We start from the raw sequence: 16,546 nt of genomic DNA, 5'->3' as shown, positions 1-16,546 counted from the left end.
TCTATCGGAAATAACGTTTATAATCACTAAAGAGGATGAATGCTCAGCATTTATCCTTTTTCCTTTTAGCCTATCCTAAGTCTAATCCGCCTAAATATGACATACTATGGCAAGTATTGTATAATAGGAAGAGGAGAAGGAGTAGGCATGCAGAATAATCGACTATTTCGGATATTGTACTATATTTTGGAGAGAGGGAAAGTGACTGCAACGGAGCTGGCCGAGAAATTCGAAGTTTCGGTCCGGACTATTTATCGAGATGTGGATTCTCTAAGCAGCGCTGGGATTCCGATTTATACCACGCAAGGAAAGGGAGGTGGCATAGAAATCGCAGAGGATTATGTCTTGCGGAAGTCCTTGCTGACAGCGGAGGAGAAAGAGCAGATTATGGCGGCCCTGCAAGGTCTGGATAGTACCAGTCAGCTTTACCAGAGTGACCTGCTTACAAAGCTTTCGGCGCTATTTCAAGTCAAAAATCCCAACTGGATCGAAATCGATTTTAACCACTGGCAAAACGATAAAGCATATGAAGATACCTTTCATCAATTGAAAACTGCAATTCTAGGCAAGCATCTTGTTTCTTTTTCTTACTTAGCTAGTGATGGTCAGGAGACAAATCGCCGTGTCAAGCCTATACGCTTGTTCTTTAAAAATCAGAATTGGTACCTCTATGCCTTTTGCCTCTTGCGACAGGAATTCAGATATTTTAAGCTATCTCGGATGAAAAATCTGGAGCGGCTGGAGGAGAGGTTTGAGGACAGCTTTGAAGATGTCGTCTTGGAAAAAGAACTGACCTATGAAAATACCATTAAGCTGGCAGTCAAGTTTGATCGCAAAGTGGCCTTCAGGGTTTATGATGAACTAAGCGGAGACATTCGGACAGATGCCGAAGGAAATTTATATACAGAAATCGAAATTCCCAATGATCAGCGTCTATACAGTTACATCCTGTCCTTTGGAGACGCTGTGGAGGTCTTAGAACCGCCCGAAATAAGATTGAAAATGAAGGAAATGATTCATCAGCTGGCAGAAAAATATAAAACTTGACATAGGGTGTCAGGTATCTTCTTGTATACTAATGGTAAGAAGAGAAAAGGAGGCAGCAAGATGAAATATGAATGGAGAAAGGGCGAGAAAGGTCTTTATGGGGCCAAGCAAAAGCCAGAGCTAGTAGAGGTGCCGAGTCAACAGTTCATTGTGATTGAAGGCGAGGGCGACCCCAATGAAGCGGATTTCTCTGAGCGGGTATCTGCCCTTTATTCACTGGCCTATTCCATAAAAATGCTCTTTAAATCCATGATGAAAGATGAGGCGGAAGATAAGGTGAAGGATTTCACGGTCTATCCTTTGGAAGGAATCTGGGAAAAAGCTGCTGGGGAAGGCTTCGATAAAAGTCAGCTTCGCTATCAGCTCATGATTCAGCAGCCTAATGTCATCGATCAGGATATATTTGCGGCAGCGCTTGAGAATGTCCGCAAGAAAAAGCCCAATCCTCTCTACGACGATATCCGTTTACAGAGCTTGCCAGAGGAACGGGCTATTCAGATCCTACATATAGGGAGTTATGATAGTGAGCCGACCTCTTTTGAGAAAATGGACGAGCTGGCAAGCAGCTTGGGACTGGAGAGATGCGGCCAAGTTCACAGAGAGATTTACTTGAGCAACAAAAATAGGACGTCAGAAGAAAAGTTGAAAACCATCTTAAGGTATTCCGTCAGATAGGAGGAATTTGTCATGCCAAGACCTGCAACAAAAAACGATTTACTGGCTGCGGCTACAGAAAATTTCGAAAAACTCAATATGCTCATTTCGAACATGACAGCAGAAGAGTTGGCGAGGCCCTTTGATTTTTCAAAGGATGAGAAAAAGAAAGAAGCCCACTGGAAGCGCGATCGGAACCTGAGGGATGTCTTAATCCATCTTTATGAATGGCACCAGCTGCTGCTCAACTGGGTTCAGGCCAATCAAAGGGGAGAAGAGAAGTCCTTCTTGCCAGCTCCCTACAATTGGAGAACGTATGGTGATATGAATGTCACATTTTGGGAAAAGCACCAGCAGACCTCTCTTGAGGAGGCAAGTTCTTTACTGGCTGGTTCGCATAGAGCTGTCCTGGACCTAGCCGTAACCTTGACCAATGAAGAATTGTTTTCCAAGGGAGTTTATAGATGGACAGGCGGAACGACCTTGGGTTCTTATTTTGTCAGCTCTACATCCAGCCACTATGATTGGGCTATGAAAAAGCTTAAAGCTCATCAAAAGAATTGTAAAAGGAATCCTATCTAATAAAGTTTTCTAGGACTTGAGACCGATTTTTAGCACTCTTGCAAAAAGAGTGCTAATTTTTTGAGTTTTTGTCTTGACATTCATTTTTAAGAGTGTATAATAGAATCATAACTTAGCACTCGACGTATTAGAGTGCTAAATATAAAAAATAAAATCTCGCCAGTGGCTGGAATTTTCTAAAGAGAGGTGAGGTCCTTGGTAACAGAACGCCAAAATGAGATTTTAAATCTAATTATTGATATCTTTACCAAGACGCATGAGCCTGTCGGTTCTAAAGCCTTGCAAGAGTCTATCCAGTCCTCGAGTGCCACCATCCGTAATGACATGGCAGCCTTGGAAAAGGAAGGGTTGCTAGAAAAGGCTCATACATCGAGTGGGCGCAAGCCCAGTGTAGCAGGTTTCCAGTATTTTGTCCGTCATTCCTTGACCTTTGATCAGCTGGCGGAAAATGAGCTCTACGAGGTTGTCAAAGCTTTCGACCAAGAATTCTTCAAGCTGGAGGATATCCTGCAGCGGGCAGCGGACGTCTTGGCAGAGTTGAGTGATTGCACGGTTGTAGCTCTTGACGTCGAGCCTAGTCGGCAACGGCTGACGGCTTTTGATATCGTTGTTATTAGCCAGCACGCAGCTTTAGCTGTCTTTACTCTGGATGAGTCCAACACCCTGACCAGTCAGTTCATGATTCCTAGGAATTTTCTCCAGGATGACCTACTGCGCTTGAGGGATATGATTCAGGAGCGCTTTTTGGGACAGACGGTCTTAGATATTCACTACAAGATTCGGACGGAGATTCCGCAGATTATCCAGCGTTACTTTACGACGACGGACAATGTTCTCGATCTCTTTGAGCATATTTTTGCTCAGATGTTTTCGGAAAAAGTAGCTGTAGCTGGCAAAGTCCAGTTGCTACGTTTTGCGGATCTTGAGGCTTATCAGTTTTTTGATGATCGTCAGAAGGTGGCTTTTGAGATCCGTGATAGTCTAGCTGAGGATCAGATGCAAAATGTCCGAGTCGCAGCTAGTCAAGAGGACTGTCTGGCCAATCTAACCTTGATTTCCAGCAAGTTTTTAATTCCCTATCGGGGCTTTGGTATGCTGGCGGTGGTCGGTCCAGTCAATCTGGATTACCAAAAAGTGGTTAGTCAGCTCAATGTTGTCAATCGAGTCTTGACGATGAAACTCACAGATTTCTACCGATATCTGAGTAGCAATCATTATGAGGTGAGTTGAACATGAAATTACATAAATTCCTAAAAAGGAGGCGAAAAATGTCTGAGGAAATAAAAAACGAAGAAGTAAAAGAAGAGGAAGTGGTAGAAGCTACTGAAGAAGCTGTCGAAACCGTTGAAGAAGCGGATGAAGCTACTCCTGAAAAATCAGAACTAGAACTAGCAAATGAGCGGGCAGAAGACTTTGAAAATAAATACCTTCGCGCTCATGCAGAAATGCAAAATATCCAACGTCGTGCCAATGAAGAACGTCAACTCTTGCAACGCTATCGTAGCCAAGATTTGGCAAAAGCAATCCTCCCTTCTTTGGACAACCTAGAGCGTGCCCTTGCCGTTGAAGGATTGACAGACGACGTCAAAAAAGGATTGGAGATGGTGCAAGAAAGCTTGATTCATGCCCTTAAAGAAGAAGGAATTGAAGAAATTGCGGCGGACGGAGCATTTGACCATAACTATCACATGGCCATCCAAACTCTCCCAGCAGACGACGAACATCCAGCAGATACCATTGCCCAAGTCTTCCAAAAAGGATATAAACTCCATGACCGCATCCTAAGACCAGCGATGGTAGTAGTATACAATTAATTGAAACCTTGTCCGAAACGACACTAAACTATGAAGAAAGATAAAAAATTGTTCAGCTTTGCAACAGTGAGCGAAGCGAACCAAAGACGATACTCTTCGCCGTGGCGTTATTTGCGCAAACTTTGAGACTTAGGCTCAAAGTTTAGTCAAAGAGATTGACGAAGTCAAGCTCTGACGGCGCCGCCACCTAAGAAGAGTATCAAAAAGAAAAACAGAATATAAAATTTAAGGAGAAAAACACATGTCTAAAATTATCGGTATTGACTTAGGTACAACAAACTCAGCAGTTGCAGTTCTTGAAGGAACTGAAAGCAAAATCATTGCAAATCCAGAAGGAAATCGTACAACTCCATCTGTTGTTTCATTCAAAAACGGCGAAATCATCGTTGGTGACGCTGCAAAACGTCAAGCAGTCACAAACCCAGATACAGTTATCTCTATCAAATCTAAGATGGGAACTTCTGAAAAAGTTTCTGCAAACGGTAAAGAATACACTCCACAAGAAATCTCAGCTATGATCCTTCAATACTTGAAAGGTTACGCTGAAGAATACCTTGGTGAAAAAGTAACCAAAGCAGTTATCACAGTTCCAGCTTACTTCAACGATGCTCAACGTCAAGCAACTAAAGACGCTGGTAAAATCGCTGGCCTTGAAGTAGAACGTATCGTCAACGAACCAACTGCAGCGGCTCTTGCTTACGGTTTGGACAAGACTGACAAAGAAGAAAAAATCTTGGTATTCGACCTTGGTGGTGGTACATTTGACGTATCTATCCTTGAACTCGGCGACGGTGTCTTCGACGTATTGGCAACTGCAGGGGACAACAAACTCGGTGGTGACGACTTTGACCAAAAGATTATCGACCACTTGGTAGCAGAATTCAAGAAAGAAAACGGTATTGACTTGTCTACTGACAAGATGGCAATGCAACGTTTGAAAGATGCGGCTGAAAAAGCTAAGAAAGACCTTTCTGGTGTAACTTCAACACAAATCAGCTTGCCATTCATCACTGCAGGTGAGGCTGGACCTCTTCACTTGGAAATGACTTTGACTCGTGCCAAATTCGACGATTTGACTCGTGACCTTGTAGAACGTACAAAAGTTCCAGTTCGTCAAGCTCTTTCAGACGCAGGTTTGAGCTTGTCAGATATTGACGAAGTGATCCTTGTCGGTGGTTCAACTCGTATCCCAGCCGTTGTAGAAGCTGTTAAGGCTGAAACTGGTAAAGAACCAAACAAATCAGTGAACCCTGATGAAGTGGTTGCCATGGGTGCCGCTATCCAAGGTGGTGTCATCACTGGTGATGTTAAAGACGTTGTCCTTCTTGACGTAACTCCATTGTCACTTGGTATCGAAACAATGGGTGGCGTCTTCACAAAACTCATCGATCGCAACACTACTATTCCAACATCTAAATCACAAGTCTTCTCAACTGCAGCGGACAACCAACCAGCCGTTGATATCCACGTTCTTCAAGGTGAACGCCCAATGGCAGCAGATAACAAGACTCTTGGACGTTTCCAATTGACAGACATCCCAGCTGCACCTCGTGGAATTCCTCAAATCGAAGTAACCTTTGACATTGACAAGAACGGTATCGTGTCTGTTAAGGCTAAAGACCTTGGAACTCAAAAAGAACAAACAATTGTCATCCAATCTAACTCAGGCTTGACTGACGAAGAAATCGACCGCATGATGAAAGATGCAGAAGCAAACGCTGAAGCAGATAAGAAACGTAAGGAAGAAGTTGATCTTCGTAACGAAGTTGACCAAGCTATCTTTGCGACTGAAAAGACTATCAAGGAAACTGAAGGAAAAGGCTTCGATGCAGAGCGTGATGCTGCACAAGCTGCTCTTGATGAACTTAAGAAAGCGCAAGAAGACAATAACTTGGACGACATGAAAGCAAAACTTGAAGCGTTGAACGAAAAAGCCCAAGCTTTGGCAGTGAAACTCTACGAACAAGCCGCAGCAGCTCAACAAGCTCAAGCAGGAGCAGAAGGCGCACAAGCAACAGGAAACGCAGGCGATGATGTCGTAGACGGAGAGTTTACGGAGAAGTAACTCGTTAAGAATGACGAATCACTAAAGTGATTGTCATTCTACGGCAATCGCTATGGCGACTTGCCTAAACGCCTTACTAGTTCAAAAACAAAGTCGATTATACTTTGTTTTTGAACGTCGTAATGATAGGAAGAAATCCAGAGGTTGCAACCCAGCCTCTGTTTTTCGGTAAGAAAAGAGTTGGAACGTAAATTTTTGGTTCTTCTTTAAACTAAGTTAGAAAGGAACTGAAACTGACCTAAATCGAGGTTTCGTTCCGCAATATTAACAGAAAGGAACAAGGGTGTTCGTAATTGAACCCGAGCGGAAAGCTTGGAAATTAGATAAATCTCCTAAGAAATCAGGATTTCTTGTCGGTTTCCTAAATTTTAGTCGCTTTCTGTTCGCTCTTGGTATCTTATATGAACAATACAGAATTTTATGATCGTTTAGGTGTCTCAAAGAATGCTTCTCAGGATGAGATTAAGAGAGCCTATCGGAAATTATCTAAAAAATATCACCCAGATATCAATAAAGAGCCTGGGGCGGAAGATAAATATAAGGAAGTCCAGGAGGCTTATGAAACGCTGAGCGATGAGCAAAAGCGGGCTGCCTATGACCAATATGGTGCGGCGGGTGCCAATGGTGGCTTTGGCGGTGGCGCAGGCGGCTTCGGCGGCTTTGATGGCTCTGGTTTTGGTGGCTTCGAAGATATCTTTTCTAGCTTCTTTGGCGGTGGTGCGACTCGTAATCCAAACGCTCCGCGTCAAGGAGATGATCTCCAGTATCGGGTAAATCTCCGCTTTGAAGAGGCTATTTTCGGTACAGAAAAAGAAGTGAAATACAATCGTGAGGCTAGCTGTCGGACTTGTCATGGTTCAGGTGCTAAGCCAGGAACTAGCCCAGTAACTTGTGGCCGCTGTCACGGCTCTGGTGTTATTAACGTCGATACTCAGACACCACTAGGTATGATGCGTCGACAAGTAACCTGTGATGTCTGTCACGGTCGCGGACAAGAAATCAAAAGTCCATGCGAAACCTGCCATGGAACGGGACATGAAAAGCAAGCGCATAGCGTTCATGTAAAAATTCCAGCTGGTGTGGAAACAGGTCAACGAGTTCGCTTGGCGGGTCAAGGTGAGGCAGGCTTTAATGGCGGTCCTTATGGAGACTTGTATGTAGTTGTGAACGTTGAGCCAAGCGATAAATTTGAGCGTGACGGTTCTACCATTTACTACAAGCTCAACCTCAACTTTGTGCAAGCAGCTCTGGGCGACAGTGTGGAAATCCCAACTGTCCATGGAAATGTTGAATTGACAATCCCAGAAGGAACTCAGACTGGCAAACGTTTCCGTCTGCGTGGTAAGGGAGCACCAAATCTACGCGATGGAAGTGTCGGTGACCAATATGTCACTGTCAATGTCGTAACGCCAACAGGCCTCAATGACCGTCAAAAGGCGGCTCTTAAGGATTTTGCAGCGGCTGGAGACATCACAGTGAGCCCTAAGAAGAAAGGCTTCTTTGATAAGATGAAAGATGTCTTTGAAGGGGAATAATGAAGGAAAAAGCAGAGTTATTATTCTGCTTTTTCGTTAGGAGAAAGAAATGACAGAATTTCAAGACTTTATCGAGCAAGTTTTCAAGGAGCAATATGAGGCTTCTTTTGGGTCAGCTAGGCTTGAAGAACTGGAGCCCAAGGATTATTATCTGACACGGGAAGAGGAAGGAAACTTAATCGCCTTGCTCCATGCTCAGCAGGTGTTGGAAAACATCCATATCAAGGCTTTGGTGGTGGATAAAGAACATCAGAAAAAAGGTTTGGGAGCCAGTCTGCTGGCAGAATTAGAAGAAAAGGCTGAGAAAGCGGGAGTCAGCAGCATCACCTTGTCCACCAAATCTTATCAAGCCAAGGATTTTTACATCAAGCAAGGCTATGAAATCTATGCCAATCTGGAAGATATGCCCCAAAAAGGTGTGACCAAATATCATTTCATCAAGCGACTGAGCTGAGCCATTCTCAATAGATGGAAGTCAATTGCCAATTACCATTAAAGTTTACAAAAAATAAGCTTTGCTAGTCTAGCAAAGCTTATTTTTTAGTTTTCTCCGTCTGGTGTGAGCACCATTGGAATGATAATTGGTTCGCGCTCGGTGCTTTCGTAGAGGAAAGGACGCAAGGCATTGACGATAGCGCCGCTGACAGATTGGACGCTGGCATCTTTATTCTTGAGAGCAATACGAATGGCATTGAAGAGGATGCGCTGGCTTTGGCGGATGAGATCGCCTGATTCGCGCATGTAGATGAAGCCGCGACTGAGAATATCTGGACCGGCCAAAATCATCTGGGACTCGAAGTCAACGGTTGCGACAGCTAGTACAACACCGTCCTCAGACAGGTCTTTCCGGTCGCGTAGGACAGCAGCACCGATTTCACCAATGCGGTTCCCATCAACATAAATATCCTGAGCGTTGAAGCTACCGGCAATACGGGCTGAGTTAGCTGTCAGAGCCAGCACGTCACCATTGCTCATGATGAAGATATTATCTTTTGGTACTCCAGTATCAACGGCCAGGCCTGCATGGATTTTCTGCATGCGGTATTCCCCATGGACTGGCATGAAGTATTTAGGCTTAATCAAGCGAAGCATGAGTTTTTGCTCTTGCTGGCCACCGTGTCCAGAGGTGTGGATGTTGTTAATCTTACCGTGAATAACCTCTACACCAGCTTCGGAAATGATGTTGATCAGCTTGTTCACACTGGTCGTATTACCAGGGATAGGGCTAGATGAGAAGATGACTGTATCTCCAGGCTGCAGCTGAACCTGACGGTGGGTACCATTGGCAATCCGAGACAGGGCTGCCATCGGCTCCCCCTGACTTCCGGTACACATAATCAGTACTTCGCCAGCTGGATAGTCTTTGAGTTCATTTGGCTCGATGAAGGTATCTTTAGGAACCTTGATATAGCCCAGTTCAATCCCATTTACAATAGCCTTTTCCATGGAGCGGCCAAAGACCGCAATCTTACGTCCAGTCTTGACAGCAGCCTCAGCAGCTTGCTGGAGCCGGAAGATGTTTGAGGCAAAGGAAGCGAAAATAATCCGTCCATGAATGCCTTCGATAATCTTCATAATAGACTGTCCGACCACTTTTTCGGAATTGGTAAAGGTCGGAACTTCAGCATTGGTCGAGTCAGATAGGAGGCAGAGCACGCCTTCCTCGCCCAGAGCAGCCATACGGTGCAGGTCGGCCGGCTCACCGACTGGTGTAAAGTCAAACTTGAAGTCACCGGTACAGACAATCTTACCTTGCGGCGTATGGATGACAATCCCCAAAGGTTCTGGAATCGAGTGGGTTGTGCGGAAGAAGGTTGCCTTCAGATTTTTAAAGGTCAACTCTGTATTTTGATTGATTTCATAGAGTTTGGCATCCCGCAAAAGTCCATGCTCTTCTAGCTTGCCCCGAATGAGAGCCAGAGCCAAAGGGCCAGCATAGATGGGAACATTGGCTTGCTTGAGCAGGAAAGGAATGCCGCCGATATGGTCCTCGTGCCCGTGGGTGATGAGGACAGCTTTCACGCGGTCAATATTTTCTACGATATAAGAGTAGTCGGGAATGACATAGTCAATTCCTAACAGGTCGTCTTCTGGGAACTTGATACCGGCATCCACGATAATGATTTCATCTTGATACTCAATTCCGTAGGTGTTTTTACCGATTTCGCCCAGACCGCCGATGGCGAAAACACCAACTTCTTCTTTCTTTAAGTTATATGCCATAGGTTACAACTCCGTCAATTCGAAGGCGCCTGACTCTTTTTCGTATTCCAAGTGTTTGTCAGACAAGAGCTCGATAAATTCGATATTGTAAGGGGTATTTTCTTCGACTAATTTGCGGGCTTTGATGCGGCCTTCTAATTCATTGGCAGCCTCTACTTCTAAGTAAAGAGCACGTGTTTTTTCACGGCGTGGGCTGCGTTCTTTTGTTTCTTGATAAAAAACTTTGTAAATCATTTTATTTCCTTCCATTTTTCACGATCAAGCTACAGAAAACGACAGCTAATTAGCTGTTTTCTTTTATTCAGTTTTATGAGTAGTAGATTGACCTTGATTCGATATAATTCTAACCAATTATATCATAAAACCAGCTTTTAGTAAAAGACATAGCCGAGAAAATCTTGTGGAGATTTTCAGAGAAGCTTTTGAGGACAATCTGGGTCATCAAATGACTGCCTCTCTCTACCCTTGTCGCTGCTTTTGTAGTATAATAAGAAGCAAACACTCGAGTAAGGAAGAAAATGATGAACATTTTAGCGATGGATACGTCAAATAAGGCTCTGTCTCTAGCGATTTTAGAGAATGAGGAGACCTTGGGGCAGGTGACGCTCAATATCAAGAAAAATCATAGCATTACCCTTATGCCGGCTATTGATTTTCTGATGAATAGTCTGGATTTGAAGCCAACGGATTTGGATCGGATCGTGGTGGCGCAGGGGCCGGGCAGCTACACAGGTCTGAGAATTGCGGTGGCGACAGCCAAGACTCTGGCCCATACCCTCAAGATTGAGCTGGTCGGTGTATCTAGTCTGCTGGCTTTAGTACCAGAGCAGGTGGAAGGTTTGGTCATTCCCATTATGGATGCCCGCCGTAATAATGTCTATGCTGGTTTTTACCAGTCTGGTCAGGCTGTACGGCCGGAAGCTCACCTGCCTTTGGCAGAGGTGTTGGAAATGGCTGGCGCTGCTAACCAATCAGTCACTTTTGTCGGAGAGACAGCAGCTTTTGTGGAGCAGATTGAAGCGGCTATTCCTCAGGCTGCTATTCAGCCGACCTTACCAGATGCGGCAGCTCTTGGTCGTATTGGTTTAGACCTGCCAGCCCAGTCCATTCATGATTTTGTCCCTAACTACCTCAAGCGGGTAGAAGCCGAGGAAAATTGGCTCAAGACCCATCAGGAATCCAGTGATTCTTACATTCAGCGCCTATGATTGAGATGAGAAAATGGAGCGACAGCTCGGATGTGGACGCGGTAGTTCTGGCAGAAGAACTGGAACAGCTCTTACTTGCAGTCTATGAGGTCAGCCCTTGGACTGCAGGCCAAGTAGAAGAAGTTCTGCGCTCGGATGTGAATAGCTGTGCGCTAGCCGAGGATGGGAGTCAGCTTGTTAGTTTTTTAGTCTGGCAGGAGACAGATTTTGAAGCAGAAGTTCTGCAGATTGCTGTATTGCCTAGCTATCAGGGGCGAAAAATCGCGACAGCCTTGTTTGACTTTTTGCCAGCAGACAAAGAAATTTTCCTCGAAGTGAGGGAGTCCAACAAGCCAGCTCTGCTATTTTACAAAAAAGAAAAATTTGAAGAAATCGCGCGGCGGAAGGCCTACTACCATGCGCCGGTGGAAGATGCGATTGTCATGAAAAGAGAGAAGCATGAAAGATAGATATATTTTAGCTTTTGAGACGTCTTGTGACGAGACCAGTGTGGCAGTTCTGAAGAATGAGACGGAGCTTTTGAGTAATGTCATTGCCAGCCAGATTGAGAGTCACAAGCGTTTTGGCGGAGTGGTACCGGAAGTGGCCAGCCGTCACCATGTGGAGGTCATTACGGTTTGCATTGAGGAGGCCTTGGCAGAAGCAGGGATTAGCGAGGAGCAAGTTACAGCAGTGGCCGTTACCTACGGTCCTGGTCTGGTTGGGGCGCTTCTGGTCGGCCTGGCAGCGGCCAAGTCCTTTGCTTGGGCTCATGATATTCCCTTGATTCCGGTCAATCATATGGCCGGGCACCTGATGGCAGCCCAGAGCGTGGAGCCCTTGGAATTTCCCTTGCTGGCTCTCTTGGTCAGTGGCGGCCATACCGAGCTGGTCTATGTCAGTCAGGCTGGTGACTATAAGATTGTGGGGGAAACTCGCGATGATGCGGTCGGTGAAGCCTATGATAAGGTCGGTCGAGTCATGGGGCTGACCTATCCAGCAGGCCGAGAGATTGATCAGCTGGCTCATGAGGGACAGGATATTTATAATTTTCCACGGGCCATGATTAAGGAAGACAATCTGGAATTTTCTTTTTCCGGTCTCAAGTCGGCCTTTATCAACCTGCACCAGAATGCCCAGCAAAAAGGAGAAGCCTTGTCTAATCAAGACTTGTCAGCTAGCTTTCAGGCTGCGGTCATGGATATTCTCATGGCCAAGACTAAGAAAGCGCTGGAAAAATATCCAGTCAAGACTCTGGTTGTGGCGGGCGGTGTTGCTGCTAATCAAGGCTTGAGAGAACGCTTGGCTGCTGAGATTCAGGATGTCAAGGTGATTATTCCGCCACTGCGCCTTTGCGGTGACAATGCTGGTATGATTGCCTATGCCAGTGTCAGTGAGTGGAATAAGGAAAATTTTGCTAGTCTGGACTTGAATGCTAAGCCGAGCCTGGCTTTTGAAACCATGGAGTAAAGGAGAACAATGCGCGGACAGACATTTAAACAAGGGGCACAAGCGGCAGTGCCAACAGCTCTGGGCTATATTGGGATTGGCCTAGCCTGCGGCATCATGGCAGCGCCTTATATGAATCCCTTGGAGATGGGGCTGATGAGTATTCTGGTTTATGCCGGCAGTGCCCAGTTTGCCATGATTGGTTTATTTGCCCAGCAGGCGCCGATCTTGGCCATCGCACTGACTGTTTTTCTTATTAATATCCGGCATCTTTTGCTCTGTCTGCATGCATCAACTCTTTTTCGTAAGTCTAGCTTGATGCAGAATATTGTCATTGGCTCTTTTTTGACGGATGAATCTTATGGAGTCTTGATGGGAGAGCGGGCACATACAGAGGAAATCGCTGCTCGTTGGATGATGGGTAACAATTTCATGGGTTATACTTCTTGGATTTTGGGTACTATTTTAGGAACTGCCCTCGGCGCCCTTCTGCCCAATCCTGAGAGCTTTGGCCTGGATTTTGCCCTAGTCGCCATGTTTATTGGTATTTTCTCCTCTCAATTTACAATCATGCTGCGAAGGGTCAAGATAAAGAAGCTCTTTTTGGTCTTGGGCGTGGTGGGCCTTGCCTACTTAGTCCTAACTATGCTACTTCAAAATTCGTTAGCGGTGCTTTTTGCAATCTTGCTCGGCTGTACAGTGGGGGTGATTTTAGATGATAAGTAAGTATATTTTGCTGGTTATTCTTTTGTCAGCCTTGGTCACTTGGATTCCGCGGGTTTTACCCTTTATCCTAGTCAAGTACAAGGGGCTTCCGCCCATGGTAGAGCGTTTCCTCAAATATCTGCCAGTTTCCATTATCTTTGCCCTCATCCTGTCCAGTGTCACCAATGCTAAAACAGGCCAGCTGCCAAGTTTTAAATGGCTGGATTTAATAGCCATTTTTCCGACTAGCTATGTAGCTTTTAAGTATAAGAACTTAATTGCAACTGTTGTATTTGGCGTGGTCTTGGTGGCCTTGCTGCGCTATCTGGCTGGATTTCTTGGGCTGTAAAGAGATACAAGACAGATTGAATCGGTCGATTCGGTCTGTTTTTTGCTAAATTCTAAGAATTGTCTGAAAATATAATATTTTATGTTATAATGGAACCAATCAAAATTATGGAGGTTCGGGAATGGCAGAAGCAGGTCATAAATTTTTAGCAAAATTAGGAAAGAAACGCCTTCGTCCCGGTGGTAAGCTGGCAACCGACTGGCTGATTGACCAGGGGCAGTTTTCCAGCGATAAGAAAGTTCTGGAAGTTGCCTGCAATATGGGAACCACAACAATCGAGCTGGCTAAAAGATATGGCTGCCAGATTACTGCAGTTGATTTGGATAAGGCTGCGCTGGCTCAGGCTAAGCTTAATGGAGACAAAGCTGGTGTGAGTGAACTCGTCACATTTGAGCAGGCTAATGCTATGAAGCTACCTTATGCTGACAATTCTTTTGATATCGTTATCAATGAAGCTATGCTAACCATGCAGACGGATAAGGGGAAGGCCAAATGTATGGAGGAGTACTACCGGGTGCTGAAGCCAGGCGGAGTGCTCCTTACCCACGATGTTATGCTCAAGCAAAAAGATGAGAATGTCCGAGAAGAGCTATCTCGTGCGATTAACGTCAATGTTGGTCCGCTGACAGAAGGCTCTTGGATTCAGCTGGCGCGTTCTCACGCTTTTGACCGTGTGGACACCTTTGTCGGCGAAATGACCTTGATGAGCCTTCGAGGGATGATATATGACGAAGGACTGGGCGGCACACTGAAAATCTGCTTTAATGCCCTCAAGAAAGAAAATTACGGCCAATTTATGAAGATGTTTAAGATGTTCCAAAAGAATCAAGAAAAACTGGGCTTCATAGCCATGGTTTCTCGCAAATAAATACTAGCTACTTTGGAAAATTTAAAGTGATTTAAAAAATTTCATAAAAAGCTTGACTCTGCCCTAAGGTCAGGGCTTATACTATAAGGGCAAGGAGGTTTTTTATGTATCATATCAAAGAAGCTGCGCAGCTTTCGGGTGTCTCTGTCAAAACCCTGCATCACTACGACAAAATCGGTCTTTTGGTCCCTCAAAAATCAGAAAATGGTTATCGGACATACTGCCAAGCTGATCTAGAGCGGCTACAGGTCATCCTTTACTATAAGTATCTGGGTTTTTCTTTGGAGAAAATAGCAGAGCTGCTGAGTCAGGATGATCAGGCCTTATTGCCGCATTTGGTGAGGCAGTTGGAATATTTGCAGCAGGAAAGAGACCGCTTGGATACCTTGATTTCCACCTTGCGAAAAACCATCCAAGAAGAAAAAGGAGAAAGAAAGATGACAATGAAAGAAAAATTCGCAGGCTTTACCTACGAAGACAATCAAAAATACCACCAAAAGGCTGTAGAGGAATATGGTCAAGAAGTCATGTCGGAAGCACTGACTCGTCAAAATGGACGGGAAGAAGAATCTGCCGCAGCCTTCAATCAAGTTTTTCAAAGTCTGGCAGAGAATATGCAGCAAGGCTTGCCAGTTGAGGCAGCAGAAAATCAAGAACAGGCAGCTCAACTCTTGCAGGCCATCCGTACTTATGGTTTTGACTGCTCTATTGAAGTCTTCGGTCATATCGGTAAAGGCTATGTCTATAACCCAGAGTTTAAGGAAAATATCGACAAATTTGGTCCAGGAACAGCCCAGTACACATCAGATGTTATTGCTGCTTACGTCCGGACAAATGCAGAATAAATGAGAGTGGGACAGAAATCGGTAATTCGTTAGAATTCGATTTCGTCGTCCCACCTCCGCACAGTTGAGTAGGGCTGTAAAAGCTGATGAAATCAGCGTAGTAGAGCCCACTCAACCACTGCGTCTTGCTCGACAATCCAAAGACAATTGAGAGGCTAGGACTTTTGTCCCAGCCTCATTTTTTACTTCAAATCATAAAGCCAGTCGTCGCCGTCTTTATAGTAAAAGAATTCACTTAAATCGTCTTCTAGAAAAACACGCAACATGTCTGACATATCCTCAGTTGCAAGTTTCAGATGAGAGAGATTTTCCAAATCTTTCCACCAAACCTTTCCTTCATCTGAGGATTGCAGCACACCGGAATAATGCTTTGTCTTGTAGAGCAGGACGACATATCGAAAATCCTTATCATCATACCAATCCTTGATGCCGCAAAGTTGGGGTTTGGATATGGTCAGTCCAGTTTCTTCTTTGACTTCTCTGATAACTGCCTCGGTAAAAGATTCCCCGCGTTCTACATGTCCACCGGGAAAGTAGTGCTAACATATTAGAATTTTTAACACTTAATTCAAATTTTATATTTTATTAATCAAGTCGATGTGATGGAATCCATTTATTTAACTCTTCAACTAATTTATATACATAAGTTACAGGAAATTGTGTTGCGGGTGAAGGAGTTAATTCACTTTCATAATCTTTGGATAAATTCTTGGCATTTTTTAGAGCTGTATCTTGATATGGTTTTAAAATTCTGTAAATGTTAGGATCATTCTTTTTATAAGAATCTGGGAAACCTTCAAGTTTTTTGGATTTAAAGATACTATTTAATTTTTTGATGTATTGATCACGAGTAATCTGAGAATTTAAAAATTCAAAATGTAGAATATACCAAAGCTCAAAAGATTCATTGCTATAAGCAATTCCAAAGTCATTGTTTTGAGCCAATTGCACTGCTCTATTAAAATTATCTTTTGGGAAACTATCTTTATCAAATACACACCAAACTTGATCATAATCATTTTTTTGAGATTCCTCGATGGCATATTTTACAAGCCTTATAGTATTATCTCCAATTCCCCTTGATTCTATTTTTATATTTGTTACTTCAAATCGATCAAAATAATTTGGTTCAGTTCTTTCTCCCTCGCATACAATCAAGATTATCGGTAATTGTTCTTTTGTACCAGTTTTTTTGTCTCTTGAAAATTTCTGCTTACCCATAA

General features: G+C 44.3%; 18 protein-coding genes and 1 pseudogene. 15 read left to right on the top strand and 4 right to left on the bottom strand.

Annotated features, from left to right (window positions below; genetic code table 11):
* Positions 1–147 precede the first annotated feature (147 nt).
* From FZ954_RS10095 to FZ954_RS10060, 8 genes are all read left to right on the top strand, one after another.
* Positions 148–1,047 (top strand): YafY family protein, encoded by a 900-nt coding sequence (locus tag FZ954_RS10095; protein WP_148878278.1) that lies wholly within the window; start codon positions 148–150, stop codon positions 1,045–1,047.
* Positions 1,048–1,107: 60 nt separating this feature from the next.
* A complete protein-coding gene (locus FZ954_RS10090) occupies positions 1,108–1,722 on the top strand; it encodes a GyrI-like domain-containing protein (protein ID WP_148878277.1) in 615 nt (204 codons plus the stop codon).
* 12 nt (positions 1,723–1,734) lie between these two features.
* Complete coding sequence (locus FZ954_RS10085) at positions 1,735–2,283, top strand: ClbS/DfsB family four-helix bundle protein (protein ID WP_148878276.1); 549 nt, start codon at positions 1,735–1,737, stop codon at positions 2,281–2,283.
* A gap of 195 nt (positions 2,284–2,478) precedes the next feature.
* The gene (gene hrcA, locus FZ954_RS10080) at positions 2,479–3,513 is read left to right on the top strand and encodes a heat-inducible transcriptional repressor HrcA (RefSeq protein WP_061910670.1); all 1,035 of its coding nucleotides are present in this window, start codon (positions 2,479–2,481) and stop codon (positions 3,511–3,513) included.
* A 38-nt stretch (positions 3,514–3,551) separates the two neighbouring features.
* Positions 3,552–4,097, top strand: coding sequence for a nucleotide exchange factor GrpE (gene grpE / locus FZ954_RS10075; RefSeq protein WP_148878275.1), 546 nt, complete (start codon positions 3,552–3,554; stop codon positions 4,095–4,097).
* A 241-nt stretch (positions 4,098–4,338) separates the two neighbouring features.
* Complete coding sequence (dnaK, locus tag FZ954_RS10070) at positions 4,339–6,162, top strand: molecular chaperone DnaK (protein ID WP_125406207.1); 1,824 nt, start codon at positions 4,339–4,341, stop codon at positions 6,160–6,162.
* A gap of 401 nt (positions 6,163–6,563) precedes the next feature.
* Positions 6,564–7,697 (top strand): molecular chaperone DnaJ, encoded by a 1,134-nt coding sequence (gene dnaJ, locus FZ954_RS10065; RefSeq protein ID WP_045497925.1) that lies wholly within the window; start codon positions 6,564–6,566, stop codon positions 7,695–7,697.
* A gap of 49 nt (positions 7,698–7,746) precedes the next feature.
* Positions 7,747–8,151, top strand: coding sequence for a GNAT family N-acetyltransferase (locus FZ954_RS10060; protein WP_148878274.1), 405 nt, complete (start codon positions 7,747–7,749; stop codon positions 8,149–8,151).
* A gap of 86 nt (positions 8,152–8,237) precedes the next feature.
* On the opposite strand, the gene rnjA is transcribed toward FZ954_RS10060, so the two are convergent.
* Both rnjA and FZ954_RS10050 read right to left on the bottom strand, forming a co-directional pair.
* Entirely contained in the window at positions 8,238–9,920 is a 1,683-nt protein-coding gene (gene rnjA, locus FZ954_RS10055) for a ribonuclease J1 (protein WP_148878273.1), read from the bottom strand.
* A 3-nt stretch (positions 9,921–9,923) separates the two neighbouring features.
* Complete coding sequence (locus FZ954_RS10050) at positions 9,924–10,154, bottom strand: DNA-dependent RNA polymerase subunit epsilon (protein ID WP_061910682.1); 231 nt, start codon at positions 10,152–10,154, stop codon at positions 9,924–9,926.
* Between the two features lie 287 nt (positions 10,155–10,441).
* Between FZ954_RS10050 and tsaB the strand changes: the two genes are divergently transcribed.
* The 7 genes from tsaB to FZ954_RS10015 all read left to right on the top strand — a co-directional run bounded on the left by tsaB (position 10,442) and on the right by FZ954_RS10015 (position 15,323).
* Positions 10,442–11,128, top strand: a complete 687-nt coding sequence (tsaB, locus tag FZ954_RS10045) for a tRNA (adenosine(37)-N6)-threonylcarbamoyltransferase complex dimerization subunit type 1 TsaB (RefSeq protein ID WP_005591175.1) — start codon at positions 10,442–10,444, stop codon at positions 11,126–11,128.
* Positions 11,125–11,577, top strand: a complete 453-nt coding sequence (gene rimI / locus FZ954_RS10040; protein ID WP_148878272.1) for a ribosomal protein S18-alanine N-acetyltransferase — start codon at positions 11,125–11,127, stop codon at positions 11,575–11,577. Before tsaB ends, rimI begins: the two co-directional genes overlap by 4 nt.
* Complete coding sequence (gene tsaD / locus FZ954_RS10035) at positions 11,567–12,577, top strand: tRNA (adenosine(37)-N6)-threonylcarbamoyltransferase complex transferase subunit TsaD (protein ID WP_148878271.1); 1,011 nt, start codon at positions 11,567–11,569, stop codon at positions 12,575–12,577. Before rimI ends, tsaD begins: the two co-directional genes overlap by 11 nt.
* Positions 12,578–12,586: 9 nt before the next feature.
* Positions 12,587–13,282 (top strand): AzlC family ABC transporter permease, encoded by a 696-nt coding sequence (locus tag FZ954_RS10030; RefSeq protein ID WP_148878270.1) that lies wholly within the window; start codon positions 12,587–12,589, stop codon positions 13,280–13,282.
* Positions 13,272–13,610 carry an AzlD domain-containing protein gene (locus FZ954_RS10025; RefSeq protein WP_148878269.1) on the top strand — a complete coding sequence of 113 codons (339 nt, stop codon included), beginning with the start codon at positions 13,272–13,274 and terminating at the stop codon, positions 13,608–13,610. The genes FZ954_RS10030 and FZ954_RS10025 overlap by 11 nt, the downstream gene beginning before the upstream one ends.
* A 121-nt stretch (positions 13,611–13,731) precedes the next feature.
* The gene (locus FZ954_RS10020; protein ID WP_148878268.1) at positions 13,732–14,478 is read left to right on the top strand and encodes a class I SAM-dependent methyltransferase; all 747 of its coding nucleotides are present in this window, start codon (positions 13,732–13,734) and stop codon (positions 14,476–14,478) included.
* 104 nt (positions 14,479–14,582) lie between these two features.
* Positions 14,583–15,323, top strand: coding sequence for a MerR family transcriptional regulator (locus FZ954_RS10015; protein ID WP_148878267.1), 741 nt, complete (start codon positions 14,583–14,585; stop codon positions 15,321–15,323).
* Between the two features lie 182 nt (positions 15,324–15,505).
* On the opposite strand, the pseudogene FZ954_RS10005 reads toward FZ954_RS10015, so the two are convergent.
* Together FZ954_RS10005 and FZ954_RS10000 are read right to left on the bottom strand one after the other, a co-directional pair.
* A pseudogene (locus tag FZ954_RS10005) lies at positions 15,506–15,856 on the bottom strand (8-oxo-dGTP diphosphatase); the annotation flags it as partial.
* A 52-nt stretch (positions 15,857–15,908) separates the two neighbouring features.
* Positions 15,909–16,544, bottom strand: a complete 636-nt coding sequence (locus FZ954_RS10000; protein WP_148878266.1) for an RloB family protein — start codon at positions 16,542–16,544, stop codon at positions 15,909–15,911.
* Positions 16,545–16,546 lie beyond the last annotated feature (2 nt).

This window comes from Streptococcus sp. Marseille-P7375 (genome assembly GCF_902460365.1).
In the GTDB taxonomy this organism is placed as follows: domain Bacteria; phylum Bacillota; class Bacilli; order Lactobacillales; family Streptococcaceae; genus Streptococcus; species Streptococcus cristatus_I.
The sequence above is the reverse complement of the archived record's forward strand: the minus strand, read 5'-3'. Positions and strand labels throughout refer to the sequence as shown.

Excerpts from the sequence above, each read along its gene's own strand:
- FZ954_RS10095 (WP_148878278.1), top strand. The coding sequence starts at position 148 with ATGCAGAATAATCGACTATTTCGGATATTGTACTATATTTTGGAGAGA.
- FZ954_RS10090 (WP_148878277.1), top strand. The coding sequence starts at position 1,108 with ATGAAATATGAATGGAGAAAGGGCGAGAAAGGTCTTTATGGGGCCAAG.
- FZ954_RS10085 (WP_148878276.1), top strand. The coding sequence starts at position 1,735 with ATGCCAAGACCTGCAACAAAAAACGATTTACTGGCTGCGGCTACAGAA.
- grpE (WP_148878275.1), top strand. The coding sequence starts at position 3,552 with ATGTCTGAGGAAATAAAAAACGAAGAAGTAAAAGAAGAGGAAGTGGTA.
- dnaK (WP_125406207.1), top strand. The coding sequence starts at position 4,339 with ATGTCTAAAATTATCGGTATTGACTTAGGTACAACAAACTCAGCAGTT.
- dnaJ (WP_045497925.1), top strand. The coding sequence starts at position 6,564 with ATGAACAATACAGAATTTTATGATCGTTTAGGTGTCTCAAAGAATGCT.
- FZ954_RS10060 (WP_148878274.1), top strand. The coding sequence starts at position 7,747 with ATGACAGAATTTCAAGACTTTATCGAGCAAGTTTTCAAGGAGCAATAT.
- rnjA (WP_148878273.1), bottom strand. The coding sequence starts at position 9,920 with ATGGCATATAACTTAAAGAAAGAAGAAGTTGGTGTTTTCGCCATCGGC.
- FZ954_RS10050 (WP_061910682.1), bottom strand. The coding sequence starts at position 10,154 with ATGATTTACAAAGTTTTTTATCAAGAAACAAAAGAACGCAGCCCACGC.
- tsaB (WP_005591175.1), top strand. The coding sequence starts at position 10,442 with ATGAACATTTTAGCGATGGATACGTCAAATAAGGCTCTGTCTCTAGCG.
- rimI (WP_148878272.1), top strand. The coding sequence starts at position 11,125 with ATGATTGAGATGAGAAAATGGAGCGACAGCTCGGATGTGGACGCGGTA.
- tsaD (WP_148878271.1), top strand. The coding sequence starts at position 11,567 with ATGAAAGATAGATATATTTTAGCTTTTGAGACGTCTTGTGACGAGACC.
- FZ954_RS10030 (WP_148878270.1), top strand. The coding sequence starts at position 12,587 with ATGCGCGGACAGACATTTAAACAAGGGGCACAAGCGGCAGTGCCAACA.
- FZ954_RS10025 (WP_148878269.1), top strand. The coding sequence starts at position 13,272 with ATGATAAGTAAGTATATTTTGCTGGTTATTCTTTTGTCAGCCTTGGTC.
- FZ954_RS10020 (WP_148878268.1), top strand. The coding sequence starts at position 13,732 with ATGGCAGAAGCAGGTCATAAATTTTTAGCAAAATTAGGAAAGAAACGC.
- FZ954_RS10015 (WP_148878267.1), top strand. The coding sequence starts at position 14,583 with ATGTATCATATCAAAGAAGCTGCGCAGCTTTCGGGTGTCTCTGTCAAA.
- FZ954_RS10000 (WP_148878266.1), bottom strand. The coding sequence starts at position 16,544 with ATGGGTAAGCAGAAATTTTCAAGAGACAAAAAAACTGGTACAAAAGAA.